24 protein-coding genes are annotated in these 22,975 nt (G+C 64.3%); 7 read left to right on the forward strand and 17 right to left on the reverse strand.

Annotated elements, in window-relative coordinates:
- Positions 1 to 27: 27 nt before the first annotated feature.
- The 7 genes from ACS13N_RS20970 to ACS13N_RS21000 all read right to left on the reverse strand — a co-directional run bounded on the left by ACS13N_RS20970 (position 28) and on the right by ACS13N_RS21000 (position 7,181).
- The gene (locus ACS13N_RS20970; protein WP_438933536.1) at positions 28 to 1,572 is read right to left on the reverse strand and encodes an acyl-CoA synthetase; all 1,545 of its coding nucleotides are present in this window, start codon (positions 1,570 to 1,572) and stop codon (positions 28 to 30) included.
- A gap of 13 nt (positions 1,573 to 1,585) precedes the next feature.
- Positions 1,586 to 2,662, reverse strand: coding sequence for a branched-chain amino acid ABC transporter permease (locus ACS13N_RS20975; RefSeq protein ID WP_438934461.1), 1,077 nt, complete (start codon positions 2,660 to 2,662; stop codon positions 1,586 to 1,588).
- A 25-nt stretch (positions 2,663 to 2,687) separates the two neighbouring features.
- Positions 2,688 to 3,716 (reverse strand): branched-chain amino acid ABC transporter permease, encoded by a 1,029-nt coding sequence (locus tag ACS13N_RS20980; protein WP_438933537.1) that lies wholly within the window; start codon positions 3,714 to 3,716, stop codon positions 2,688 to 2,690.
- Between the two features lie 53 nt (positions 3,717 to 3,769).
- Complete coding sequence (locus tag ACS13N_RS20985) at positions 3,770 to 4,513, reverse strand: ABC transporter ATP-binding protein (protein WP_438933538.1); 744 nt, start codon at positions 4,511 to 4,513, stop codon at positions 3,770 to 3,772.
- A complete protein-coding gene (locus ACS13N_RS20990) occupies positions 4,500 to 5,315 on the reverse strand; it encodes an ABC transporter ATP-binding protein (protein WP_438933539.1) in 816 nt (271 codons plus the stop codon). The genes ACS13N_RS20985 and ACS13N_RS20990 overlap by 14 nt, the downstream gene beginning before the upstream one ends.
- Positions 5,315 to 6,502 carry a substrate-binding domain-containing protein gene (locus tag ACS13N_RS20995; RefSeq protein ID WP_438933540.1) on the reverse strand — a complete coding sequence of 396 codons (1,188 nt, stop codon included), beginning with the start codon at positions 6,500 to 6,502 and terminating at the stop codon, positions 5,315 to 5,317. Before ACS13N_RS20995 ends, ACS13N_RS20990 begins: the two co-directional genes overlap by 1 nt.
- Positions 6,503 to 6,575: 73 nt before the next feature.
- Entirely contained in the window at positions 6,576 to 7,181 is a 606-nt protein-coding gene (locus ACS13N_RS21000) for a TetR/AcrR family transcriptional regulator (protein WP_438933541.1), read from the reverse strand.
- A gap of 102 nt (positions 7,182 to 7,283) precedes the next feature.
- On the opposite strand from ACS13N_RS21000, the gene ACS13N_RS21005 reads away from it, so the two are divergent.
- The 5 genes from ACS13N_RS21005 (at position 7,284) to ACS13N_RS21025 (ending at position 11,245) form a co-directional block, all read left to right on the forward strand.
- Complete coding sequence (locus ACS13N_RS21005; RefSeq protein WP_438933542.1) at positions 7,284 to 8,222, forward strand: alpha/beta fold hydrolase; 939 nt, start codon at positions 7,284 to 7,286, stop codon at positions 8,220 to 8,222.
- A gap of 189 nt (positions 8,223 to 8,411) precedes the next feature.
- Complete coding sequence (locus ACS13N_RS21010) at positions 8,412 to 8,678, forward strand: hypothetical protein (RefSeq protein WP_438933543.1); 267 nt, start codon at positions 8,412 to 8,414, stop codon at positions 8,676 to 8,678.
- 206 nt (positions 8,679 to 8,884) lie between these two features.
- Positions 8,885 to 9,115: a hypothetical protein gene (locus ACS13N_RS21015; RefSeq protein WP_438933544.1), complete on the forward strand. Its 231-nt coding sequence runs from the start codon at positions 8,885 to 8,887 to the stop codon at positions 9,113 to 9,115.
- Positions 9,112 to 10,500, forward strand: a complete 1,389-nt coding sequence (locus tag ACS13N_RS21020; protein ID WP_438933545.1) for a HipA domain-containing protein — start codon at positions 9,112 to 9,114, stop codon at positions 10,498 to 10,500. Before ACS13N_RS21015 ends, ACS13N_RS21020 begins: the two co-directional genes overlap by 4 nt.
- Before the next feature lie 349 nt (positions 10,501 to 10,849).
- The gene (locus ACS13N_RS21025; protein WP_438933546.1) at positions 10,850 to 11,245 is read left to right on the forward strand and encodes a hypothetical protein; all 396 of its coding nucleotides are present in this window, start codon (positions 10,850 to 10,852) and stop codon (positions 11,243 to 11,245) included.
- Here ACS13N_RS21025 and ACS13N_RS21030 read toward each other — a convergent pair.
- The 10 genes from ACS13N_RS21030 to ACS13N_RS21075 form a co-directional block, all read right to left on the reverse strand.
- Positions 11,223 to 11,615, reverse strand: a complete 393-nt coding sequence (locus ACS13N_RS21030; RefSeq protein WP_438933547.1) for a RidA family protein — start codon at positions 11,613 to 11,615, stop codon at positions 11,223 to 11,225. The genes ACS13N_RS21025 and ACS13N_RS21030 overlap by 23 nt on opposite strands.
- Positions 11,616 to 11,629: 14 nt before the next feature.
- On the reverse strand, positions 11,630 to 12,046 hold the full coding sequence (locus ACS13N_RS21035) for an acyl-CoA thioesterase (RefSeq protein WP_438933548.1): 417 nt from the start codon (positions 12,044 to 12,046) through the stop codon (positions 11,630 to 11,632).
- Entirely contained in the window at positions 12,043 to 13,659 is a 1,617-nt protein-coding gene (locus tag ACS13N_RS21040) for an AMP-binding protein (protein ID WP_438933549.1), read from the reverse strand. The genes ACS13N_RS21035 and ACS13N_RS21040 overlap by 4 nt, the downstream gene beginning before the upstream one ends.
- Before the next feature lie 32 nt (positions 13,660 to 13,691).
- Complete coding sequence (locus ACS13N_RS21045) at positions 13,692 to 14,867, reverse strand: acyl-CoA dehydrogenase family protein (RefSeq protein WP_438933550.1); 1,176 nt, start codon at positions 14,865 to 14,867, stop codon at positions 13,692 to 13,694.
- A gap of 1 nt (position 14,868) precedes the next feature.
- Positions 14,869 to 15,720 carry an enoyl-CoA hydratase family protein gene (locus ACS13N_RS21050; RefSeq protein ID WP_438933551.1) on the reverse strand — a complete coding sequence of 284 codons (852 nt, stop codon included), beginning with the start codon at positions 15,718 to 15,720 and terminating at the stop codon, positions 14,869 to 14,871.
- A complete protein-coding gene (locus ACS13N_RS21055; RefSeq protein WP_438933552.1) occupies positions 15,717 to 16,328 on the reverse strand; it encodes a MarR family winged helix-turn-helix transcriptional regulator in 612 nt (203 codons plus the stop codon). Before ACS13N_RS21055 ends, ACS13N_RS21050 begins: the two co-directional genes overlap by 4 nt.
- The gene (locus tag ACS13N_RS21060; RefSeq protein WP_438933553.1) at positions 16,325 to 17,098 is read right to left on the reverse strand and encodes an SDR family NAD(P)-dependent oxidoreductase; all 774 of its coding nucleotides are present in this window, start codon (positions 17,096 to 17,098) and stop codon (positions 16,325 to 16,327) included. The genes ACS13N_RS21055 and ACS13N_RS21060 overlap by 4 nt, the downstream gene beginning before the upstream one ends.
- A 1-nt stretch (position 17,099) precedes the next feature.
- Positions 17,100 to 19,463 carry a bifunctional salicylyl-CoA 5-hydroxylase/oxidoreductase gene (locus ACS13N_RS21065; protein WP_438933554.1) on the reverse strand — a complete coding sequence of 788 codons (2,364 nt, stop codon included), beginning with the start codon at positions 19,461 to 19,463 and terminating at the stop codon, positions 17,100 to 17,102.
- A 133-nt stretch (positions 19,464 to 19,596) separates the two neighbouring features.
- On the reverse strand, positions 19,597 to 20,412 hold the full coding sequence (locus tag ACS13N_RS21070; protein WP_438933555.1) for a dienelactone hydrolase family protein: 816 nt from the start codon (positions 20,410 to 20,412) through the stop codon (positions 19,597 to 19,599).
- 21 nt (positions 20,413 to 20,433) lie between these two features.
- Complete coding sequence (locus tag ACS13N_RS21075; protein WP_438933556.1) at positions 20,434 to 20,892, reverse strand: tautomerase family protein; 459 nt, start codon at positions 20,890 to 20,892, stop codon at positions 20,434 to 20,436.
- A 97-nt stretch (positions 20,893 to 20,989) separates the two neighbouring features.
- On the opposite strand from ACS13N_RS21075, the gene ACS13N_RS21080 reads away from it, so the two are divergent.
- Positions 20,990 to 21,961, forward strand: coding sequence for a GlxA family transcriptional regulator (locus tag ACS13N_RS21080; protein ID WP_438933557.1), 972 nt, complete (start codon positions 20,990 to 20,992; stop codon positions 21,959 to 21,961).
- Between the two features lie 102 nt (positions 21,962 to 22,063).
- A complete protein-coding gene (locus ACS13N_RS21085) occupies positions 22,064 to 22,753 on the forward strand; it encodes a DUF2076 domain-containing protein (protein ID WP_438933558.1) in 690 nt (229 codons plus the stop codon).
- Positions 22,754 to 22,975 lie beyond the last annotated feature (222 nt).

Consider the following 22,975-nt stretch of genomic DNA (forward strand, 5'->3'; position numbering starts at 1 on the left):
TCCTGAATACGTTGAAGGTGCGCGGCTTCAGTGCGCCCCAAACTGCGCACGCAGTTTGTGCTTTTCCACCTTGCCTGACGGCGTGCGCGGCAACGCGTCGATAAAACGCACGTCGCGTGGCACCTTGTAGCTGGCCAGGCGTGCCTTGCAATGGGTGATGACCGTGTCGGCGTCGAGCGCTGCGCCCGCGCGCACCACCACCACCGCCACGCCGACCTCACCCCAGCGGGTGTCGGCGGCGCCGATGACTGCGGCCTCGGCGACCGCTGGGAGCTGGAACAGCACGTTCTCCACTTCGGCGGGGTACACGTTCTCGCCGCCAGAGATGAACATGTCTTTCGCACGATCGACGATGTAGTAATCGCCATCGTTGTCCATGTAAGCGATGTCGCCGGAATGCAGCCAGCCATCCTGGATGGCAGCGGCAGTGGCTTCGGGCAGGTTCCAGTAACCGGGCGTAATGCCGGGGCCCTTGATGAGCAACTCGCCTCGCTCACCCGGGGCGACGTCATTGCCTTGCGGGTCGACCACACGCGTGAGCATCGAGCCGACGGGCTTGCCGATCGTGCCGATCTTGCGGCGTGCCGTGGCTTCATCGCAGACGAACACGGTGGGGCCGGTTTCTGTCATGCCGAAGCCGAAGCAAATCGTCACACCCTTGTCCAGGTATGTCTGGAGCAGCGGTTGCGGCACGGGTGAACCACCGGCGGCCATGCTGCGGACGATTGAAAAATCCGCCCGCGCAAAGCCAGGATGCTGACTCAGGAACAAGTACACCGAAGGCACCGCAAAGAACATCGTGATGCCTTCGCCCGAGCGGCGGTCGAGCTTGTCGAGCGTCACCTGCGCATCGAACTGCCGCAGGATGTGGACTGTGCCGCCCGCGTGCAGCACCGGGTTGGCGTACAGGTTCAGCCCGCCCGTATGGAAGAACGGCAGCACGTTGAGGAACACGTCGTCACGCGTGATCTTGTTGGCAAGCATGGCGTTGACGGCGTTGAAGAACACCATGCCGTAGGTCTGGATCACGCCCTTCGGGCGACCCGTGGTGCCGGAGGTGTAGAGAAGGTGCCAGACTTCGTGCTCGTCGCGGCACGGCATTTCGATGACGTTGCCGGAGGCCGCAACCAAAGCGGCTTCGAATTCGATCCAGCCTGCGGGCGCATCAATAGAACGATCCCCTGCCAGATACAGCACGCGCATGGGCCGCGTGCGTTGCAGGTCTGCTGCGGCACTGACGAAGCCGTCTCCCGCTACCAGCACGTCCGGCACGCAGTCCTGCAGGATCGGCAGCAGCTCCGCCACCGGCAAGCGCCAGTTCAGGCACACCATCACCATGCCGGCCTTCGCGCAGCCATACAGCATTTCGAAATACGCGGCGCTGTTGTGTGCCAGCACAGCCACACGCGCGCCAGGCGTCAGCTTCAATTGCTGCGTCAGCACCTCGGCAAAACGGCTCGCACGTTCGTCGAACTGGCGGTAGGTCACGCGGCGGCCAGAGTCGATGTCCACCAGCGCGACCTTGTCGGGTGTGTGCTGGGCGTTCTTGTGCAACCAATCGACGACGATCATATCGGGGGCTCCGTTATGACGCGATCTCGTGTGTGTCATGACGCCCGCGCAGGCGCCCCACCACGCCCTGCGGGAAGTAATACACGCTCAGGATGAACAGCAGGCCGAGCCAAAGCAGCCAGCGGTCCGGGTGCAGCAGATTCGACAGCAGCGGCACGGCGGCGGTGGCATCGCTGGCGAGCTTCATCACATCCTGCAGATACGTCTGTGCGAGCAGGAACAACGTGGTGCCGATCACCGCGCCATACAGCGTGCCCATGCCGCCAATCACGACGATCAGCAGGATGTCGACCATGATCTCGAATGACAGCGAGGTATCGGGCCCGTTGTAGCGCAGCCAGATCGCCATCAGCACGCCGGCCAGCGCGGCAAATACGGCGGAGAGCACGGTCGATACCGTGCGATAGACCACAGTGCGGTAGCCGATGGCCTCGGCGCGGAAGTCGTTCTCGCGGATGGCCTGCAGCACGCGTCCGAACGGCGAATTCACCAGGCGCAGCAGCATCAGGAACAACACCACCGCGCACACCAGCACGAAGTAGTACGACAGCAGCTTGCCGTTGAGCAGCACGCCAAACCATTCGGTATCGCCCAGCGAGAAACCCGGGGTCAACACTTCGGGCACCTTGAAGGTCAGGCCGTCTTCACCGCCGGTCCAGTCGGAGAGCTGCGAGACCAGCGTCGCAAACGCCGTGGCCACCGCCAGCGTGATCATGGCAAAGAAGATCGCCCGCACGCGCAGCGAGAACAGCCCGATTACAAAGGCCAGTACCGCAGACACCACCACGGCGCCCAACGTACCAACCAGCAGCGCGCCCCACCCTGGCGTCATGTTCGACATGGCAATCGCCACGCCATAGCCGCCGATGCCGAAGAACATCGTGTGTGCAAACGAGACGATGCCGGTATAGCCGAGCAGCAGGTCGTAGCTCGCCACCAGCACGACGAAGATGCAGATCTTCGCGGCCATGTTGAGCGCGCGCGCGCCCGGAAACAGGAACGGCGCACACAGCAGCGCCAGCAGGATGAGGATCAGCAGCACGGTCAGCGTGCGGCTACGGGGCAGATCGCCGGAGAGCATTCGGATCATGGTCTTCATGGTCATGCGGCTCCGCTCAGCGTTTGGCCACCGGATACAGCCCCTGTGGCCGCCACAGCAGGATCAGCATCATCAGCAGGATGTTTGAGAACAGCGCCACCTTCGGAAACAGGAAGCCTGTGTAGTTGGCCATCAGCCCCACCAGCACCGCGCCGATGAAGCACCCCGTGGTCGACCCCAGCCCGCCGATGATGATGACGATGAAGATCAGCACGTTGACCTGCGCGCCAATCGCCGCCGTGATGTTCTGCTGGTACAGACCCCACAGCACGCCACCCAGCCCCGCCAGCGCCGCGCCCACGACAAATACGCCGATGAACAACCGGCGGATGCGGTAGCCAAGCGACTCCACCATCTCGCGGTTTTCCACGCCAGCGCGGATCAGCAGGCCAATGCGCGTGCGGTTGAGCACCAGCAGCATCACCACAAAAATCACAAGGCCCAGCACCACGGCGATGAGCCGGAACTTCTCAATGGCCGCATCGCCCAGCAGCACGGCACCGCGAAAGGTGGCTGGGGCTTGCAGCGCGATCGTCTCCGGGCCCCAGATGGCCTTGATCAATTGCTCGGCGACGATCATGCCGCCCATGGTGATCAGGATCTGCTTGAGGTGCTGACCGTAGACCGGGCGAACCACCACGCGCTCGAAAAACAGGCCAACGGCACCCGCAGCAACCACGGCCGCGGCAATGGCGAGAGCAAACACGCCCAGGTTGAGCAGGAGGCTATCTGCCTCCACCCACGCCTGCATCGGCAGCAGCACCGAGGCCGCCACATATGCGCCCAGCGCAATGAAGGCGCCATGCCCGAAATTGAGCACGTCCATCAACCCGAACACCAACGTGAGGCCCGACGACACCACGAAGATGATCATGCCCATCGCCAGGCCGGCAATGGTGAGCGTGAGCCACGTCGATGTGCTGCCGACCAGCGGCAGCGCCACGAGCATCAGCAGCGGTGCGAGCACCAGCGGTGTCCAGTCGAGGCGGACCTTGGGCAAGTCGGCAGGTGCGGCGGCGGCCGGCAAAGCAGTCGAAGTTGGCATGGGTGTCGGTTCGCGTGGTCCGGGTATGCGCTGCGGTTGCATGGCGCGCTCCCTCATTGATGCGCCGCCAGCGACAGGCCGAGCAGCCGCTGCTGTAGCGCTTCGTCTTCAGCCAGCCCGGCCATGCGGCCGGTGTGCACGGTCTTGCCGTCGTCCATCACAGCCACGGTGTCGCCCACCGACTTGGCCATGTGGAAGTTCTGCTCCACCAGCAGGATGGAGACTTCGGTCTGCTTGAGCTCCCGAAACACCGTGATCATGTTCTGGATGATGGCCGGTGCCAGCCCCTTGGTCGGTTCGTCGACGATCAACAGCTTGCGCGGCTCGATGATGGCGCGCGCCACCGACAGCATCTGCTTCTGCCCGCCCGACAACACGCCCGCGCGCTGGTGCCAGAAGATCTTGAGCGCCGGAAACATGCGGAAGACCCAATCGAGCCGCTTCTCGTCAACCGGCCCGCCGCGCGCGGCCAGGCGCATGTTTTCGGCCACGGTCAGGTCGGCAAACACGCCCATGTTCTCGGGCACGTAGGCGACGCCGAGTTGGGCAATGGCCGGCGTATGACGGCGCGTGATGTCGATGCCGTCAAACTCCACCCTGCCCGCACTCGCCTGCCACAAACCCATGATGGTGCGCAGCGTGGTGGTCTTGCCAGCACCGTTGCGCCCGAGCAGCATCGTCACGCCGCCACGCGGCACCTCGAAGCTCACGCCGTGCAGGATGTGGTACGGCCCGATGTGGGTCTGCACGTCCGTCAAGCGCAGCAGCGGCGTGGTTTGTCCCTCAACACTCACCATGCGCTGCCTCCGCCATCGGTTCGGCCGTGCCCAGATACGCCTGCTGCACGATGGGCGAGGCGATCACCTCAGCCGGGTCGCCGTCGGCCATCAGCGTACCGTTGTGCAGCACGATGATGCGGTCGGCCAGCGAGCGCACCACGTCCATCTTGTGCTCGACCAGCAGCACGGTCTTGCTCTTGTCCTGTTTGATCTCATGGATCAGGTTGAGGATCACGGGTACCTCGTCCACGCTCATGCCGGCGGTCGGTTCGTCGAACATGAAGATGCGCGGCTGCAGCGCCAGCAGGATTGCCACCTCCAGCTTGCGCTGATTGCCATGCGAGAGCGAAGCCACCGGCTGATTGCGCTGATCGGTCAGGGCCACGCGCTCCAGACAGGCCAGCGCCTCTTCGCGGATGGCGCGATGGCTGCTCCACACCGAGAACAGATCCAGCCCCCGATGGGCGCGCGCCTGCACTGCCAGCCGCACGTTCTCCAGCACCGGCAGGTTCGGGAACAGGCTGGTGAGCTGGAATGCGCGGCCAATGCCGCGACGCGTCTTGGCCGAGATGGCCAGGCGCGTCACGTCTTCCCCGCCCAGCAGGATCTGTCCGGCGGTGGGCGGCAGTTGCCCCGAGATCAGATTGAAGTACGTGGTCTTGCCTGCGCCGTTGGGCCCGACGATGCAAGTCAGCTCGCCTGGCCGGAACGCGCAAGACACCGCGTTGACGGCCACGTGACCGCCAAAGCGGATGGTCAGCCCGCGCGTTTCCAGCGCGGGCGTACCGTGAGCGGTATTGGGGTTGGCGCTAGCGCTCATCAGCGGTGATTGCGGATCGGCACGTTCATCTCTTCGGGCTTGATCTCCCGCACCAGCTCCGGCACGCCCCAGGCAAACGCCGGGTCCACCTTGATCTTGAAGTGGTACATCGACTGCATGGCCTGGTGGTCTTCCTTACGGAAGGTCATCTTGCCCTTGGGGCCGTCGAACGACATGCCCTCCATGGTGGTGATCAGCTTCTCGGTGCCGGTGTCGCCGCCCGTTTTCTTGAGCGCTTCCACCAGCGCGATGCCGGCCGCCATGCCACCTGCCGTAAAGAAGTCAGGCGGCGTCTTGAACTTGGCGTAGTGCGTTGACACCAGCCACTCGTTGACCTTGTTCTTGGGGATGCCGAAGTAGTAGTACGTCGCGCCCTCCATACCCGGCAAATTCTTGTAGGCCGCCATGGCCGGCAGGATGTTGCCGCCGCTGGCGATCTCGATACCGTAGCGCTTCGGATCCAGGTCGGCGATCTTGAACGGATTGCCCGCACCGGCCCAGATGATGAAGATGATCTTGCGGCCAGGCTTGTCCTTGAGTGAGTCGAACAGCCGCTGTGCGCCGGCGGTGAAGTCGGTGGTGTTGGTCGGCAGGTATTCCTCGTGCACGACCTTGGCGTTCTTCAGCGCGCCCTTGAATGCCTTCACGCCGTCGCGGCCGAAGGCGTAGTCCTGCGCAAGCGTGGCGATCTGCACGCCCGGCTTGTCCAGCGCCACCGCGTTGGCAATCGCATCTTGCGAAGAGTTGCGGCCCGTGCGGAAGATGTAGCGGTTCCACTTGTCGCCGGTAATCGAGTCGGCCACCGCCGGCTCCACCAGCAGGATCTTCTTGTACTCCTCCGCGACCGGCAGCATGGCCAGCGCGGTGCCGGAAGACGTGGGGCCGACGGCAATGTCGGCGCGGTCATCGCTGTACGCCGCGGCCAGCTGGGCCTTGGCCACGTCGGGCTTGCCCTGGGTGTCTTTCTCGATCACCACAAGCTTGTTGCCGTTCACCGTCATCGTGCCGCCGGTGGCGTAGTCCAGGCCCATCATCAGGCCGGTCTGCGTCTGCTTGGCGTAAGCCTCCAGCGCGCCGGTCTTGTCATAGACGTGGGCGATCTTGATGCCTTTAGCCAGTGCGCCAGCTGCGGCCAGCAGGCCGGCTGCGAGCGCCAGTACACGGATGGCCGTGCGGTTGCGTTGCATCGTTGTCTCCTTCCTTAGGTGGTTCGGCCCCGCTGCATTCTGTGTGACGGTGGCCCATCGTTAGTCTACGCAGTCATCGCACCGCGAGCCCATGCGTGATCAAGTCGTGCGCGACCTCGACCACCTTGTCCATCGATGCCGGCTTTTCCCACAGCGCATACCGCATGCCGAGGAAGTTGCTGATACCGATCAGGCACCAGGCACGGACCTCCGCATCGCCCGGCGCAAGTTCGCCTTGTGCCACGGCATCATCGAGGCGATGGCTGTACAGATCGGCAAACACCTGGAAATAGCCGCGGTAAATGCTCTCATCCACTGAATACGAGTCCAGCACGATGCGGTACAGATTCTTGTGACGAGAGACGAATGACAAGAACGCCTTCAGGCCAAGCTGCTCCGCTTCGATCTGCGACGTGGCCGCCGCGACATGCTTGCGCAAGTGCGTACGCAACAGTTGCAGCATGTGCGCCACCAGCGCGCGAAAGACGTCTTCCTTGTCTTTGAAGTACAGGTAGAACGTGCCCATGGCAACGTCAGCCTCCTGCGTGATCTCGGAGATTGACGCGGTGTAGTAACCCTTCTCTCCAAACACCTTTTCGGAGGCGCGCAATAGCGCTTCCCGCGTCTTTTGACCGCGTGCGGTCTTGGGCTGGGTTACGACAGTTTCTGCTTGGGACATCCCTACCTCGCTGCACGGGCAACACAGCAAAGCTGCGCCCGCAAAAACATGATGACTGATTCATGTTTCATGATATAAACGCTCGAATCGGGATGTCAATAGATGACTTTCCCGTACGGCAATGCCGAACCCTCTCTCTTCTCCGAGGAGCTGCCGGTGAGTGTTTCTTCTTCGGTGCGCGCTTGCGGCACCCCGCCCGCCTTCGTAGAGCACACCGCTCGCGCAGGCCTACCCGGCTGGCGCGAAGCCGGTAGCGGGCGACCGGTGCTATTGCTGCATGGGTGGTCCGTATCAGGCGAGACGTTCGAGAGCCAGCGCGCGCTGGCAGCGCTGGGCTACCGCGTGATTGCACCGGACCACGCGGGCCACGGTCTATCTACCGCACTGCGACCGTCCGGTGCGACCATCGCGGGGCTTGCCGAAGATGTGGCTGCGTTGATACGCCATCTGGCACTCGAAGATGTGGTGGTCGTCGGCTGGTCGATGGGCGCGATGGTGGCGTGGGAGTTAATGCGCAGCCAGTCCGATTTGCCCATCACCATGATCGGCAGCATCGACATGACACCAAAGCTCGTCACCAGCCCGGATTGGCCGCATGGACTGCACGGCCACTATGACATGGCTCAGGCCAAGCAGATGACCACCCGGATTCAGCAACGCTGGGAAAGTCTGATCGCCCCTGTAACCGCAGGCCTATGGGCGACAGGGGTACAGCCGAATCCCGAGCAGGCGCAAAACGTGATGCGCTTGATGCGGCAATGCGTTCCGCACACCCTCGCTACGCTCTGGGAAGACATGGCCAAGCAGGATTTCCGCATGCTATTGCAAGGGGCACGCTGGCCACTATTCCACCTGTACGGACAGCGCAGCCGTCTTTATGCACCATCCGTATCACACGCCACGCTGGCGCTGCATCCCGCGGCGCGATTGACGACGATTCCCGATGCGGGCCACGCGCCCCATCTAGAACATCCCGACCGGACCAACGCAGCGCTACGGCAGATGCTGGTCGCCAAGGATCACCGAACCGCCTCGATCTAGTGCATCACCCAGCACGGATCGAACGGCGCTGCTGCGTCTTGATGGCATACGCAGTACCCCACATGCGAGCGCTCTGTGCTCGCCTAGCGACGTCTTGCAGACGCGGATTTTCCGCAGCAACTCACGCACGTCCGGCGTGGGATTGCTCTGCAGCGCAGTTACCGAGATAAGGGCTTTTTTAACGTAGGCGTGGCCGCCAACGAGCTGCTTGGCGCCGGCGGCGAGCGCCTGGAGATTTTCTTCGGCGACCAAATACAGCGCATCTGGGGCAACATCAACCAGACGGCCACTACCAACAAGACGCTCCGCATCTACAGCGGCAAGGAACTGCAGCAGCGCTTTCGGGCGCTGTCTGAGGGGACACGGATGCTTTGTCGAGGTGCTGTCGCCGACCTCAATCAGGCTGCGGGCTACTGGAGCCAGCTCGCAAGAGTCCGCTTGATAGTTTCTAAATAGAGAATTTATTGACTTTCGAGCCCCGGTTGGCCTATTGTTTCTCTATAGAGAAATTACCTTCCAATCGGAAGGTATTGCATGATAATTTCCCAATCGAGAAACTTATGGCTCGAACTCTCCCAGAGCCGGGGCTCCGACCTGCTCCATACATTAAGGACCTGCCAGGCCTAGGGGCGCTGGTGCGTCACCGGCGGCTCGAACTCGCGTTGCGTATCGACGATGCTGCACATGCGTGCGGCGTCGCGGCCAACGTGTTCTCCCGGTTGGAAAACGGTGGCGCCGTCGGCTCCGACCGCCTGCTGCGCGTGCTGACGGGCTTGGGCCTCATTATGCTGGTCACCACCAAGAACGAGGCGCTCGACGTCGCGCCATCGTTGCTGCTTCCTCCGCATCTGCGGCCGGGTGAATCCCACTCAACCGGTGGGCACGAATCATGAGCCACGTTCTACACGTCTCCACCGGGGGCGAGGCCGTCGGCACGCTGAGTTTCGATGCGCACGAGAACCGTTACGGGTTCGAGTATGCCCGCTCGTGGGAAAGCCGTCGGGGGGCCTATTCCTTGTCGCCCCCCATCCCGCTTAACGGTCCTCCGGACAGCCCAGGGTCGGTCCAACGCTTTTTGGAGAACCTGCTGCCAGAGGGCAGAGCCCTCGATATTGTTTCTGCCCACAATCATGTGTCCAAGAACAATATCTTTGCCTTGGTTCACGCCTTGGGCGCAGAACCCGTCGGGGCATTCAGTTTTCTCGCGATGGATGCGACATCGGAGGAGGCGGCTCGCGCCGCGCACGAGCAAGTTGGCGCACCAGGCCGCCGGCCAATCACCGATGAAGAGCTGAGCGAGCGCATTCGGCTGCGCGATGCGGTGCCTTTTCCCGTGTGGGACGGCAAGGTCCGTCTATCGTTGGCCGGCTACCAAGACAAGCTGCAGGTACTCGTCGAAGGAGACCAGCTCTCGCTTGCGGAGGGCTCCCTGAGCTCGACGCACCTGCTCAAGCCGGAAAGCCGCAATGCGAAGCTGCCGCATATGGTGGCCAACGAGCATTTCTGCATGACGCTGGCGGCCCGGTTAAACCAAGCAGCGCGCATGCATTTGCCGGTCGCCACTGTTTCGATTCGACGCATTCCGGAGCCGGTTCTCCTTATCGAGCGGTTTGACCGCATCGTGCAGTGGGATGAGGCCTCTCCCAACCTGGCGCGAGCGGTCCTGCGCACGCACATCATTGATGCATGCCAAGCGCTCGACTTGCCGTCCACCTTCAAGTACGAGCGGAATCTTGGCTCAGGCGTCGATGTTCGGAATATTCGAGAAGGGGTCAGCTACGAAAGGCTCTTTTCGTTGCTGGACAAGATGGTGGCGCCGGCGCACACGCGTATCTTTTTCCTCCGCTGGGCCATTCTGCAGCTCTTGCTGGGCAACAGTGATGCGCACGGCAAGAACATCTCGTTCCACGTAACGCCGGCGGGGCTGGAGCCGGCCCCAATGTACGACCTCGTGTCGGTCAAGGCGTATGGAGAGAACGTCGACGGCGAATTGGCCATGGCCTTCGGGGATGTCTTTCTGTCGGAAGAGTTGACGCCATACGCGCTGGCGGATTTCGCTCACCGCACCCGCACACCCCCAAGGCAGCTCGAGCGTGAAGTTCGTGCCATGGGCCACCTCATCCTGGACACCGCGCCAGAGCTCGCTGCCTCCGACGTTTACGTGGGTGATGAGCGCGCGCTAGTGCATCAGATTTCGACCTTCATCTGTGCGCAGACTAAGCGCGTGTTGGAGCTCGTGCGCGACGTTTCTAAGGTCGACGTGAAGCTATTCGAGTAAGCGAAGCTGCCCACCCGGCAATTTACGGCGCGCCCGGCGCCAAAGCCCTACCGCCCTCTCTGACTGGACCCCCGTTGGGAGCAGAACAAGCTCGGAATCCGCGTTCGACGCCGCCCTCAAGCTGTACCTCTCCCGCTCGCTCTTTTTCTGAAGGCGGACGAAATCCGGACTCGCCACATACCCGGCCGGGTATCTAGCATAACTAACTCACGGCGTCAGCCTGAGTTGCGAGTGACCCAAAACCTACATAGCTTCATCCCCTAATTCATCGCGTACCAACCCTTGCATGGTCTCGCAGGTGCGGCGCACGCAGTCACTCGATGGCCCGCGCCAACTATGGAGAATCGCAATGTCCATTGTTGGTATCCGTGCGCTCGCCTACACCGTTCGCATCCAAAGCGCCTCACTCCCCAAACCCGTCGCTCTTGGCCACGCGCAGCAACTAGTAGCTGCAGCACTGGGCTATAAGTCTCTAGCCGCCTATCAGGCCTCGCAAGAAGAACGACCTGACTTATCCGGTACGGAGCACATCGTCATTGATGACGATGTGCTCCGGCAGCGTGCGCAAGAGCTTGGCGTCGGCGACGCCTGCTTCCGCTTAGCCAACACCTATTCGAAAAAAACACCGGTCCCCCGCTTAATCGGGGCAGACCGGTTTCTATACGTCTCAACAGCGGACCTGGTACAGACTTTTTTGTCTCCCGCTAACAAAAGATCATCACCTAGTCCGGCACGACCGCCGTGACTTCAATCTCCACCTTCGCCCGATCCTCCACCAGCGCTGATACCTCCACTGCCGTCATCGCAATGCTGAAACTGCCGATCAACTCGCGGAAGGCCCGGCCGATTTCCGGATAGGCCTCAACGTAGGCCTTCTTGTCGGTCACGTACCAGGTCATACGCACGATGTGCTCAGGCTTGGCGCCGCCTTCGGCCAGCACTTCGACGATGTTCTGCAGCGCCTGGCGCACCTGGCCGCCAAGGTCGTCGGTGTGGAACACGCCCTGCGCGTCCCAGCCGATCATGCCGGCGACGAACACCATGCGACCGCGCGCGGACACGCCATTGGCATAGCCCTTCGGCCGCGGCCAACCGGGAGGAAGAAGTACTTGCATGATTGGGTTCCTATTTATTGTTGGACGCATTCGCCCAGCGCCTGCCGCACGTCCGGCGGCACCGCAATGGCGCGATGCGTATTGAGATCGGTAAACACCAGCACCTGCTGGGAGCGCACCCGCTGTTCATCCCCTGCCCAGCAGTCGAGCGACAGCGACAGCGATTTGCCGCCCAGCCGGTCCAGCCTCAGCTTGAACTGCACGTCGTCGCCCATGCGGCTGATGGCGCTGAACTCGCAGCCCAGCTTGACGATGGGCAGGCCGATGCGGCGCGGGCCCAGCATGTTGGCATACGAGATGCCCAGGCCATCGGTAAACCAGTCTTCGACCAGCCCGTTGAACAGCACGAGGTATTGCGGAAAGTAGACGATGCCGGCCGGGTCGCAATGGGCAAAGCGGATGCGCGCGGCGCGCTCGAAGTGATACGTCATGGTTTGGGGTTCTCACGCAGGCGGTAGCGCAGCAGCTTGCCGACTTCACTGCGCGGCAGGGCCGAGCGGAATTCGATGGCGCGCGGATACTTGTACGGCGCCACCGTCTGCTTCACAAAATCCTGCAGCGTCTTGACCATCTCCGGCCCCGGTTCGTGGCCCGGGTGCAGCACCACGAAGGCTTTGACGATCTGACCACGCTCTTCATCCGGCACGCCGATCACGCCGCATTCAGCCACGGCAGGGTGCTGCATCAGCGCATCTTCCACCTCGGGCGAGGCGATGTTGTAACCCGACGAAATGATCATGTCGTCAGTACGCGAGTGGTAGTGGAAGTAGCCCTCCTCGTCCATCACGTACGCGTCGCCGGTGAGGTTCCAGCCGTCGCGCACGTAGGCGCGCTGGCGGTCATCGGCCAGGTAGCGGCAGCCGGTCGGGCCTTGCACAGCGAGGCGGCCGACAGTACCCGGCGGCACGGTGTTGCCCTGATCGTCCACCACGCGTGCGACATAGCCGGGGACGGCCTTGCCGGTGGCGCCTGCGCGCACGTTCTCATCGGCGGCAGAGATGAAGATGTGCAGCATCTCCGTCGCGCCAATGCCGTCGATCAGCTCGATGCCCGTGGCGTTCTTCCACAGCGTGCGTGTCGCCACAGGCAGCGCTTCGCCGGCGGATACACACCGGCGCAGCGGGGTGGCGCGCAGTTCTTCACCACGCGCGGCGATGGTGCGGTAGGTGGTGGGCGCGGTGAACAGCACGGTGGCACCAAAGGTGCGGATGCCCTCCACCAACTCGTTCGGCGAGGCCTTCTCCAGCAGCACCGTCGACGCGCCCACGCTCATCGGAAACAACAGCAGGCCACCCAGCCCGAACGTAAACGCCATCGGTGGGCTACCGATGAAGATGTCGTCGGCACGCGGCTGCAGCACATGCGGCGGCCAGCACACGCAGATGGCCAGGATGTCGCGGTGAAAGTGCATCGTCGCCTTCGGCACGCCGGTGGTGCCGGAGGTGAAGGCGAGCAGGCAGGTGTCATCGGCTGCCGTATCGACGTTTGTGAACGTGGCCGGCTGACGCGCCATCGCGGCCTCCAGCCCTTCCGGCGTGTCGTCGTGGAAGTGGCGCACTTGCACCGGCTTGGCAGCCTGCGCAACAGCATCGTTCAACTCGTCGATCAGTCGTGCATCGCACAGCGCAAAGCCGATCTCACCCTTGGCGATGATCTGCCCAAGCTCCTTGGCGCGCAGCAGCGGCATGGTCGCCACGGCAATCGCGCCCACCTTCATCACCGCAAACCAGCATGCCGCCAGCATCGGGCTGTTGGGCGAGCGCAGCAGCACGCGGTTGCCGGGCACCACGCCCATCTCGTGCACCAGCACGTTGGCGATGCGGTTGGCATGTTCCTGCAAATCCGCATAGGTCCAGCGGATGCCGGGGGCCTGGATGCAGAGACGGTCGCCCTCGCCTGCCGCCACACGGCGGTCGAGCAGTTCGGTCGCGCAATTGAGCTGCGCCGGAAACTGCAATGCCGGCAAGTCGAAGCGATACACCGGTTGCAGCTCCACCGGCGGCAGCCGGTCGCGGGCGAAGGTGTCGATATGGGCGCTGGGCATGGCGAGCTCTCCGTCTCTGGCGTAGGGCGTGTTCAGGGCTTGGCAGGTGTCGCTGCGCGCAGCAGTTCGCGCGCGATGATGAGTTGCTGCACTTCGGTCGCACCTTCGTAGATACGCAGCGCGCGAATCTCGCGGTACAGACGCTCGACCGGCTGCTCGCTCACCACGCCCAGGCCGCCCCACATCTGCACGGCGGCGTCGATCACCTGCTGCGCGTTTTCGGTGGCGGTCATCTTGGCCATGGCGGCTTCGCGCGTGACGTTGCGGCCCTGGTCTCGCTGCCACGCGGCGCGGTAGGTCAAGAGCGCCGCACTGTCGATGGCGGTGGCCATCTGCGCGAGCTTGGCCTGCGTGAGCTGGAAGTCCGCCAGCACGCCGCTGAACATCTTGCGGGTGGTGGCGCGCGTCAATGCTTCATCCAATGCGCGGCGCGCGAAGCCCAGCGCGGCGGCGGCCACGGAGGTGCGGAACACATCCAGCGTGCGCATCGCCACCTTGAAGCCCTCGCCCGCGGCACCCACGCGCTGGCTGGCCGGGATGCGGCAGTTCGTGAAGCGCAGGCGTGCGAGCGGGTGCGGTGCAATCACGTCGATGCGTTCGGCAATCTCGAAGCCCGGCGTTCCGGCCTCGACGATGAACGCGCTGATGCCGCGCGAACCCGGCGCTTCCCCCGTGCGGGCGAACACCACGTAGAAATCCGCAATGCCGCCGTTTGAAATCCACGTCTTCTCGCCGTCGAGCACGTAGTCGGTGCCATCCTCGCGCGCGGCGCAGGCCATGGCGGCCACGTCGGAACCGGCGTCGGGTTCGGACAGTGCAAACGCGGAGATGGCCTCCCCACGTGCCACCTTCGTCAGATAGCGCTCGCGTTGCTCCGGCGTGCCGTGCAGCGAGATCGCACCCGAGCCCAGCCCCTGCATCGCAAACGCAAAGTCGGCCAGGCCGGAATGGCGTGCCAGCGTTTCGCGGATCAGACAGATGGCGCGCGTGTCGATGGTCTCGCCTGCGCCACCGTGGGCCGTGCCGCCCACCGCGTGACGCAGCCAGCCGCCCTGGCCGAGCAGCTTCACCAGCGCGCGGCATTCGGCATCCACATCGCGGCCGTGATCGTGCGGAATGTGTTTCGTCGCCCAGGCATCCAGCTCGGCTTCAAGTTGGCGGTGCGTGTCGTCAAAGAACGGCCACTGCAGGTAGTCCTTGTCGCTCATGTCAGTTGCCCTCGAATACCGGTTTTTGCTTGGCGACAAACGCGTGGTACGCCCGCGAGAAGTCTTCGGTCAGCATGCAGATGGCCTGCGCCTGGGCCTCGGCCTCGATTGCCTGCTCGATCGTCATCGTCCATTCCTGATGCAGCATCGTCTTGGTGATGCCATTGGCGAAGGTCGGGCCGGCGGCCAAGTCAGCCGCCAACGCCTGCGCTTGCGCCAGCACTTCCGCCGGTTCGCACAGGCGGTTGAAGAAGCCCCAGCGCTCGCCCTCTTCGCCGCTCATCGAACGGCCGGTGTAGAGCAACTCGCTTGCGCGGCCCTGGCCGATGATGCGCGGCAGGATGGCGCAGGCGCCCATGTCGCAGCCCGCCAGGCCGACGCGGTTGAAGAGGAACGCCGTCTTGCTGCGCACGGTGCCCAGGCGCAGGTCCGATGCCATCGCCAGAATCGCGCCCGCGCCCGCGCACACGCCGTCAATCGCCGCGACGATCGGTTGCGGACACGCCCGCATCGTCTTCACCAGCTCGCCCGTCATGCGCGTGAACATCAGCAGCTCGGGCGCCTTCAGTTGCACCAGCGGGCCGATGATCTCGTGCACATCGCCGCCGGAGCAGAAGTTGTCGCCCGCGCCCACCAGCACGACGGCTTTGACGTCGTCCGCCCACTTGAGCTGGTGGAACAGGTCACGCAGCTCGGCATACGAATCGAACGTGAGCGGGTTCTTGCGCTCGGGCCGGTTGAGCGTGATGGTGGCAACGCCGCCTTGCACGCTCCACAGGAAGTGCTTCGCTTGATAGCCCGCCAGCGGGCGGCGGTTGCCGGCCAGCAGGGCCGGATCAATACGGTCAGTCATGGTTTGGTCGAGTTCGTGTTCGTGGAAAGTTGATCGTCGCGGGCGTCCAGCTCTTCTTCGCGCTGCGCGAGGTGCACGCGCAGGTGGCCGAGCTGCGCATACAGCGCGTCCTTGTTGGCCACGCCCAGGCCGTCGAACATTTCGATCAGCCAGTGTTCGTGTTCGGCCGCCATCTCGGCAAAGTGGCGACGGCCGGCGTCGGTGAGCAGCACGCGAAAGGAGCGGCGATCATCCGGATCGGCTTCGCGTTTGACAAGCCCTTCCTTCTCCAGCTGATCCGTCAGGCCGGTGACATTGCCGCCCGTCACCATCAGGTAGCGCGACAGCACGCTCATGCGCAGCCCATCCGGGTGGCGGTCAAGCTGCGCCAGATAGTCGAAGCGCGGCAACGTGGTGTTGAAGCGCGTGCGCAGGCGCTGGCGGATCTGCTGTTCGATCTGCGTGCTGCAGGCCAAGAGGCGCAGCCAGATCTTCACGTCCACGTGGTCGTCCACGTGCGCGCGGGCTTCCAGGCCGATGCGTTCGTCGCCCAGGGCCTGCACGACCTTGTGGTGACCTTGATAGCCGGACGTGCGCGTAGCGAGTGCAGTCTTGCGGGGCTTGCTCACATCACCTCCCCGCCGGACACCGAGATGGCCTGCCCCGTGATCGACGAAGCGCCCTCGGAGCACAGCCACACCACGGCGTTGGCCACTTCATCGGGCGTCACCAGCCGGCCTTGTGGGTTGCCCTTGGTCAGCTCGGCGCGGGCTTCTTCTGCGCTGCGGCCGGTGCGGGCGACGATGCGGTCGATGCTTTCGCGCACGATGTCGGTCTCGGTATAGCCGGGGCACACCGCGTTGACGGTGACGCCGCGCGCCGCCAGCTCCAGCGCCAGCGAGCGCGTGAGGCCGATCACGCCATGCTTGGCCGCCACATACGCCGACACATACGCATAACCGCGCTGCCCCGCCGTACTGGCGATGTTGACGATGCGGCCTCGGCCACTGGCCTGCACATCCGCCAGCACCGCCTGCGTGCAGAGGAACGTGCCCGTCAGGTTGACGGCCAGCATGCGCTGCCACTGGTCGAGCGTGGTCTTGGCAAACGATGCGCTCTCGGCCTGCCCCGCGTTGTTGACGAGGATGGAGATCGCGCCGAGCCCCGCGCGTGCCGACTCGAACGCCGCCGACACACTCGCCGCATCCGTCACGTCGCACGTGACGACCTGCGCGCAGGCGCTGTCGGGCAGCGTCTTGGCCGTCGCGTCCAACACCGCTGCGTTACGGCCCATCAACGTGAGCGTGGCGCCTTGTGCGGCGAGTTGCGCAGCGATGGCCGCGCCAATCCCCCGGCCTGCTCCGGTCACGACGGCGTGTTGCCCTTCAAGCATCACCATCTCAAACCCCCTGCATGCGGTTGGCCTGCTCCAGCGGCGACAGCCCCGCCGCCTGCGCCGCCATCGCGCGTTCACGTTCGAGATTGCGCTCCAGCTGCAGCTTGCCGGCGCGGTACTGCTTGGGCCACGGGATGTCGAGGTAGCCGATGCGCGCGGCTTCGTTCAGCGTCCAGGCCGGGTTGGCCAAGTGCGGGCGCGCCACGGCACACAGGTCTGCACGGCCGGCGGCGATGATGCTGTTGACGTGGTCCGCCTCGGAGATCGCGCCCACGGCAATCGTGGCGATGCCCGCTTCGTTGCGCACGCGGTCGGCAAACGGCGTCTGGAACATGCGGCCGAACACCGGTTGCTCCTTCTTGCTGACCTGGCCCGACGAGCAGTCGATCATGTCCGCACCCGCCGCCTTGAAGATGCGTGCAATCGCCACCGCATCGTCCGGCGTGATGCCGCCTTCCACCCAGTCGTGCGCGGAAATGCGCACCGACATCGGTTTGTTCTTCGGCCACACCTCGCGCACCGCATGGAAGACTTCCAGCGGAAAGCGCAGGCGGTTTTCCAGCGAGCCGCCGTACTCATCATTGCGCTGGTTCGTCAGCGGCGAGATGAACGACGACAGCAGATACCCGTGCGCGCAGTGCAGCTCCAGCCAATCGAAGCCGGCCTCTGCAGCCAAGCGTGCCGAATGCACGAAGTCATCACGCACGCGATCCATGTCGTCGCGCGTCATGGCGTGCGACCACTGGCTCACGCCATCCAGATACTGCTGCGGGGATGCGGAGATCAGCGGCCAGTTCTGGCCTTCTTCCAGCGGCAGGTCGATGCCCTCCCACGCCACGCGCGTCGAGCCTTTGGCGCCTGCGTGGCCCAGCTGGATGCCCAGCTTCGCATCGCTGTTGGCATGCACGAACTGCACGATGCGCGCCCAGCCGTCGCGCTGGTCGGTGTTCCACAAACCCGGGCAGCCCGGGGTGATGCGCGCATCGGGCGACACGCAGGTCATCTCGGCCATCACCAACCCGGCGCCACCCATGGCGCGCGCGCCCAGGTGCACGAGGTGGTAGTCGGCGGGCTGGCCGTCTTCGCACGAGTACTGCGCCATGGGCGACACCACCACGCGGTTCTTGAGCGTGACGCCGCGCACGGTAAAGGGCGTGAACATCGGCGGCACCGGGCCGTGCTCGGGCGAGCGTGGTGCGCCAGCCTGCTCGGCAATCCAGTCTTCAAACTGTTCGAGATACCGCCTGTCGCGCTGGCGCAGGTTTTCGTGGCTGATGCGTTGGCTGCGCGTGAGCAGCGAATACGCAAACTGCTCGGTCGGCAGGTTGGCGTAGCGGTCGACGTTTTCAAACCACTCGGTCGAGTTACGGGCCGCGTTCTGGATGCGCAGCACTTCCACGCTGCGCACGGCTTCGTAATGTTCAAGCGCGCCTTTCAGGTCGCCCGGGTACTGGCCGATGCTGCGCGCGAGTTCAATCGAATCTTCCAGCGCCAGCTTGGTGCCCGAGCCGATCGAGAAGTGCGCCGTGTGCGCGGCGTCGCCCATCAGCACGACGGGTGTGTTGTGCTCATTGGTATGCACCCAATGCCTGCACACCACGCGCGGAAAGCGAATCCACTGTGCCGAGCCCCGCAGGTGCGTGGCGTTGGAGATCAGCTTGTTGCCATCGAGGTACTTGGCGAACAGGCGCTCGCAGTAGGCAATGGCGTCTTCCTTCTCCATCGTCTCCAGCCCGGCGGCGCGCCACACCTCTTCCGGCGCCTCGACGATGAAGGTGGAGGTCTCGTCGTCAAAGCGGTATGCATGCGCCTGAAACCAGCCGTGCTCGGTCTGTTCAAACGCAAACGTGAAGGCCTCGAACAGCTTGTGCGTGCCCAGCCAGACAAAGCGGCAGCGGCGCGTATCGATATCGGGTTGATACGTGGCGGCGTACTTGGTGCGGATGCGGCTGTTCAGGCCGTCGCTGGCGATGATGAGATCGGCATCCGCATAGGCCGCGTCATCTTGCACATCGGTTTCAAAGACGAGCTTGACGCCCTCTTCCTCGCAGCGCGCCTGCAGGATGTTCAGCAGGCGCTTGCGCCCGATGCCGCAGAAGCCGTGGCCGCCCGAGCGCACCACCTGGCCGCGGATGTGGACTTCAATGTCGTCCCAATGGTTGAAGGCGTCGAGGATCTGCGCGGCGCTCTTGGCATCGGCGCGCTGCAGGTTGCCCAGCGTCTGGTCAGAGAAGACCACGCCCCAGCCGAAGGTGTCATACGGCCGGTTGCGCTCCACGACGGTGATGTCGTGTGACGGGTCCTGCAGTTTCATCAGCAGGGCAAAGTACAGGCCAGCCGGCCCACCACCAATACAGACGATCTTCATGACAGCTCCGCGTTCGATGCGGTATTACATTAGTCATGAATAGTTTAGTTGTAAAGTAATTTGCGCGGATGGCGGCCCTGGGTTTACACCAAACGGGGCGGCGCTGGGCGCACACCACAATGTGAGTCCCCACTCAGGCCAAGCGCTGCCGGAAGAAGGCCAGAATCTCGTCGCGCGCCGCCAGCGTGGGTTGTCCGGCGGCGTCGATCAGGTGGGCGGTCACCACGCTGTGCGGGCAAGGCACATGCTGGGCGAAGAATGGCGGCGGGTTCGGGTGGGCGGCGCTGTCGGGCAGCACCCGCGCCACAAAGCGATCTCCCAACGCCTCGGCATACGCGGCAAAGCGCTGCGCGCGACAGAAGCGATCACCCTCAAAGCGGTAGGCCAGCACGGTCAGGTCTTCACGCTCCAGCCGCTGGCGCACGGCGGCCACGTCTTCCGGTGCAATCTCGATCCCGCCCGGCTCGTTCAAGGGTAAGGACGGCTGACACAGCACCGGCGCCAGCATGGCGGGCTCCAACATCATCGTCAGTGCGAAATTGCCGGTGAAGCACATGCCGATGGCGCCCACGCCGGGGCCGCCGCACTCCGCATGGGCCAGCCGCGCCAGCGCGCGCAGCCACTGCGTGACCGGGCTCGACTGGTTGGCCGCAAACGCGCGGAACTCCGCACTCACGCACGCGTGCCGGAAGACCGCCGCACCGGCATCCGCCTCGGGCACCGCGCCGTCGCGCCCGAACAAAGACGGCATGTAGACCGTCAGCCCCGCATCGCGCACCCAGCGCGCGAACCGCGCCACGTGGGGGCTGATGCCCGGCATCTCGGCCAGGACAATCACGCCCGGGCCGGTGCCCGCCACGTACACGGTTTTGGTGGTGCCGTCCAAGGTGATCTGGCGGCGCGTGAAGTCTTCCAGGCGATCGTCTTGCTGCTGGTTGTGGCGTGTCATGCGTGGGCTCCGCCGGGGTGATCAGGCTTGTGCAACGCGGTGCTGAAGGTGCGCATAACCGGCCGCCCTAATGAAATCGGCCAGCCCCCAGAGCGCGCCATTCACCCCCCAGGTGCCATCGGCCACGTCATGCAACATCACGGAGGTGACCGTGCGCCGGCCATCGCTGGCGGGCAGCGCCTGCGCAAAGGCCTCGTGCATGCACTGCACGAAGACCGCCCGCGCCCCCGCATCCAGCACGCCCGCTGGCACATGGGCGATGGCCATGCACGGCACGATCTGCGCTGACAGATCGGCACCGCCGCACCACCATGCACCGGCGGGCACGTCTTCAATCACCACCCAGGTGGTCGCGCGGCTGCGTGGGTCATCCGCAATCTGCTCGGCCTGCACAGCGGCGTGGGTGATGCGGCGTGCAAGCTCCGCGCGTGCGGCGCCGCCAAAGGTGTCTGCGGGAATCTTGATGAGGATGTTGGGCATGCGGGCAACCGTGCTTGCTGTTGGAATACCTGCATTGAACGCCTGTGCCCACTACACTTCGAGTGTCGATTTCGACATCTTTCAGGCAAATTTGGTCATGACGGATTTCACCATCCTCGTACTCTCCGGCGCGTATGCCACCAGCGTGGCGGCCACGCTGGATGTGCTGCAGGCGGCATCGATACTCGCGCCGCGCGCAAAGGCGGCCCGCCCGACGTGGCGCGTGTTGTCTGCCGACGCACCCACCGTGCGGCTGAGCAGTGGCATGCAGACCGACGCAGCCGCCTTGCCCAAACGGCCCCGCCCCGATGGCAGCACGTGGGTCGTACCCGGCCTTGGCATTGACGATGCCGGCGCATTGGCCGCGCGCCTGACGCGTGACGATGCGCAGCGGGCAGCACGCCACCTTGCCGCACATGCCGCAGCAGGCGGCCAGGTGGCGGCATCGTGCTCGGCGGTGTTTCTGCTGCAGGCGGCGGGGCTGCTGCCGGAGCGTCGGGTGACCACCTCATGGTGGCTAGCGGCCACGTTGCAGCAATTGGAACCCGCATGCACGGTCGACGCAGACCGCATGGTGTGTGCCGATGGCCCCGTCAGCACCGCCGGCGCCGCCTTCGCGCAGACGGACTTGATGCTGCACCTGCTGCGCACGCGCTTTGGCGTGGCGCTGGCCGATGCCGTCGGGCGCGTGCTGCTAATCGATGGCCGCCACGCGCAGGCGCCGTTTGTGGTGCCCGCCATGCTGGCCAACGGCAACGCACTCGTCGCCCGGCTGGTCGCGCGCATTGAAGCGGCCCTGCCCAACCCGCCCAGCGTGCAGGCGCTGGCGGAAGAGTTCGCCATGTCGCAACGCACGCTGTCGCGGCACGTGCAGGAAGCCACCGGCAGAAGCACCCTGGCACTGGTGCAGAGCGTGCGCCTGAACCGCGCGCGCATGCTGATCGAATCGAGCCGCATGACCATCGACCGCGTGGCCGAAGCCGTGGGCTATGAAGACGCCACCGCACTGCGGCGCCTGATGCGCAAGGTGTCCGGCGCCAACCCCAGCCAGTACCGGCCCGCTGCGTAGGGTTACAGGCCGTTACACAAGAACCTGCCCGGCCTTAATTGTGGTTTAAGACTTGGCCCCTAACTTGATCACGTCGCATCCACCCTCATAGGAAACCGCGCCATGTCCCCGCAAGAACTGCAAGCCCTGGAAAACTTCCTGGCCCAACTGACGCAAGCACGCGCCGGGGCAAAGGACCCGCAGGCGGAAGCCCGCATTCTGGAAGCCGCCGCCCGCCAGCCGGATGCCGCTTACCTGCTCGTGCAGCGCGCCATGCTGCTCGATCAGGCACTGACATCGGCCCAGACGCAGATCACATCGCTACAGAACCAGTTGCAGGCAGCGCAAGCCAGCCGCAGCGCGTCGTTCATGGATTCGGCCAACAACTGGGGCAGCCACACCAACAGTGCCGCGCCCAACCCCGCATACGCCCCGCAGCAGGCGGCCCCCATGCAGATGCCGCCGCAGGCCCAATCGCCCCAACAGGCCCCGGCCCAACCCGTGCGCTCGGGCTTCTTTAGCGGCGGCCTGGGCAGCACGCTCGGCAGCGTCGCCACCACGGCAGCGGGCGTGGCCGGTGGCGCGCTCCTGTTCCAGGGCATCGAGAACATGTTCCACCACAACAGTGGCGGTGGCGGGTTCTTTGGTCAGCAACCGTTGATGGGCGGCTCCACGGAAACCGTAATCAACAACTACTACGACGGCGACAGCGGTAACAACAACACGGCCTCGCGTGATGACAGCCTTGGGCTGATTGACGACAGCGACTTGGGCGGTGGGGATTATTCGGATGATGATTCGTTGTTGAGCTAGTCGAACCCGATGGCTCCTAGGCAACACTGAGCGTTGCTTACTGGTATCCCCGGCCCGTCTCCGGGGACGCGTCTTGCCGTTATGACTGGCCTTCGCCAGCCCGCTCTATGGTGGAAGCCACTACGCATAGCGAGAGCGAACGGCGTTTCGAGTGACTTGGCTCTGGCTGCAGACATATAGGAAAGGCCGACGCCGTTAGGCACCGGTCTTTCCCTCTCCTCA

The sequence above is a fragment of the Ralstonia sp. 24A2 genome (assembly GCF_051783885.1).
GTDB lineage: Bacteria > Pseudomonadota > Gammaproteobacteria > Burkholderiales > Burkholderiaceae > Ralstonia.

Excerpts from the sequence above, each read along its gene's own strand:
- ACS13N_RS20970 (WP_438933536.1), bottom strand. The coding sequence starts at position 1,572 with ATGATCGTCGTCGATTGGTTGCACAAGAACGCCCAGCACACACCCGAC.
- ACS13N_RS20975 (WP_438934461.1), bottom strand. The coding sequence starts at position 2,662 with ATGATCCGAATGCTCTCCGGCGATCTGCCCCGTAGCCGCACGCTGACC.
- ACS13N_RS20980 (WP_438933537.1), bottom strand. The coding sequence starts at position 3,716 with ATGCCAACTTCGACTGCTTTGCCGGCCGCCGCCGCACCTGCCGACTTG.
- ACS13N_RS20985 (WP_438933538.1), bottom strand. The coding sequence starts at position 4,513 with ATGGTGAGTGTTGAGGGACAAACCACGCCGCTGCTGCGCTTGACGGAC.
- ACS13N_RS20990 (WP_438933539.1), bottom strand. The coding sequence starts at position 5,315 with ATGAGCGCTAGCGCCAACCCCAATACCGCTCACGGTACGCCCGCGCTG.
- ACS13N_RS20995 (WP_438933540.1), bottom strand. The coding sequence starts at position 6,502 with ATGCAACGCAACCGCACGGCCATCCGTGTACTGGCGCTCGCAGCCGGC.
- ACS13N_RS21000 (WP_438933541.1), bottom strand. The coding sequence starts at position 7,181 with ATGTCCCAAGCAGAAACTGTCGTAACCCAGCCCAAGACCGCACGCGGT.
- ACS13N_RS21005 (WP_438933542.1), top strand. The coding sequence starts at position 7,284 with ATGACTTTCCCGTACGGCAATGCCGAACCCTCTCTCTTCTCCGAGGAG.
- ACS13N_RS21020 (WP_438933545.1), top strand. The coding sequence starts at position 9,112 with ATGAGCCACGTTCTACACGTCTCCACCGGGGGCGAGGCCGTCGGCACG.
- ACS13N_RS21025 (WP_438933546.1), top strand. The coding sequence starts at position 10,850 with ATGTCCATTGTTGGTATCCGTGCGCTCGCCTACACCGTTCGCATCCAA.
- ACS13N_RS21030 (WP_438933547.1), bottom strand. The coding sequence starts at position 11,615 with ATGCAAGTACTTCTTCCTCCCGGTTGGCCGCGGCCGAAGGGCTATGCC.
- ACS13N_RS21035 (WP_438933548.1), bottom strand. The coding sequence starts at position 12,046 with ATGACGTATCACTTCGAGCGCGCCGCGCGCATCCGCTTTGCCCATTGC.
- ACS13N_RS21040 (WP_438933549.1), bottom strand. The coding sequence starts at position 13,659 with ATGCCCAGCGCCCATATCGACACCTTCGCCCGCGACCGGCTGCCGCCG.
- ACS13N_RS21045 (WP_438933550.1), bottom strand. The coding sequence starts at position 14,867 with ATGAGCGACAAGGACTACCTGCAGTGGCCGTTCTTTGACGACACGCAC.
- ACS13N_RS21050 (WP_438933551.1), bottom strand. The coding sequence starts at position 15,720 with ATGACTGACCGTATTGATCCGGCCCTGCTGGCCGGCAACCGCCGCCCG.
- ACS13N_RS21060 (WP_438933553.1), bottom strand. The coding sequence starts at position 17,098 with ATGGTGATGCTTGAAGGGCAACACGCCGTCGTGACCGGAGCAGGCCGG.
- ACS13N_RS21065 (WP_438933554.1), bottom strand. The coding sequence starts at position 19,463 with ATGAAGATCGTCTGTATTGGTGGTGGGCCGGCTGGCCTGTACTTTGCC.
- ACS13N_RS21070 (WP_438933555.1), bottom strand. The coding sequence starts at position 20,412 with ATGACACGCCACAACCAGCAGCAAGACGATCGCCTGGAAGACTTCACG.
- ACS13N_RS21075 (WP_438933556.1), bottom strand. The coding sequence starts at position 20,892 with ATGCCCAACATCCTCATCAAGATTCCCGCAGACACCTTTGGCGGCGCC.
- ACS13N_RS21080 (WP_438933557.1), top strand. The coding sequence starts at position 20,990 with ATGACGGATTTCACCATCCTCGTACTCTCCGGCGCGTATGCCACCAGC.
- ACS13N_RS21085 (WP_438933558.1), top strand. The coding sequence starts at position 22,064 with ATGTCCCCGCAAGAACTGCAAGCCCTGGAAAACTTCCTGGCCCAACTG.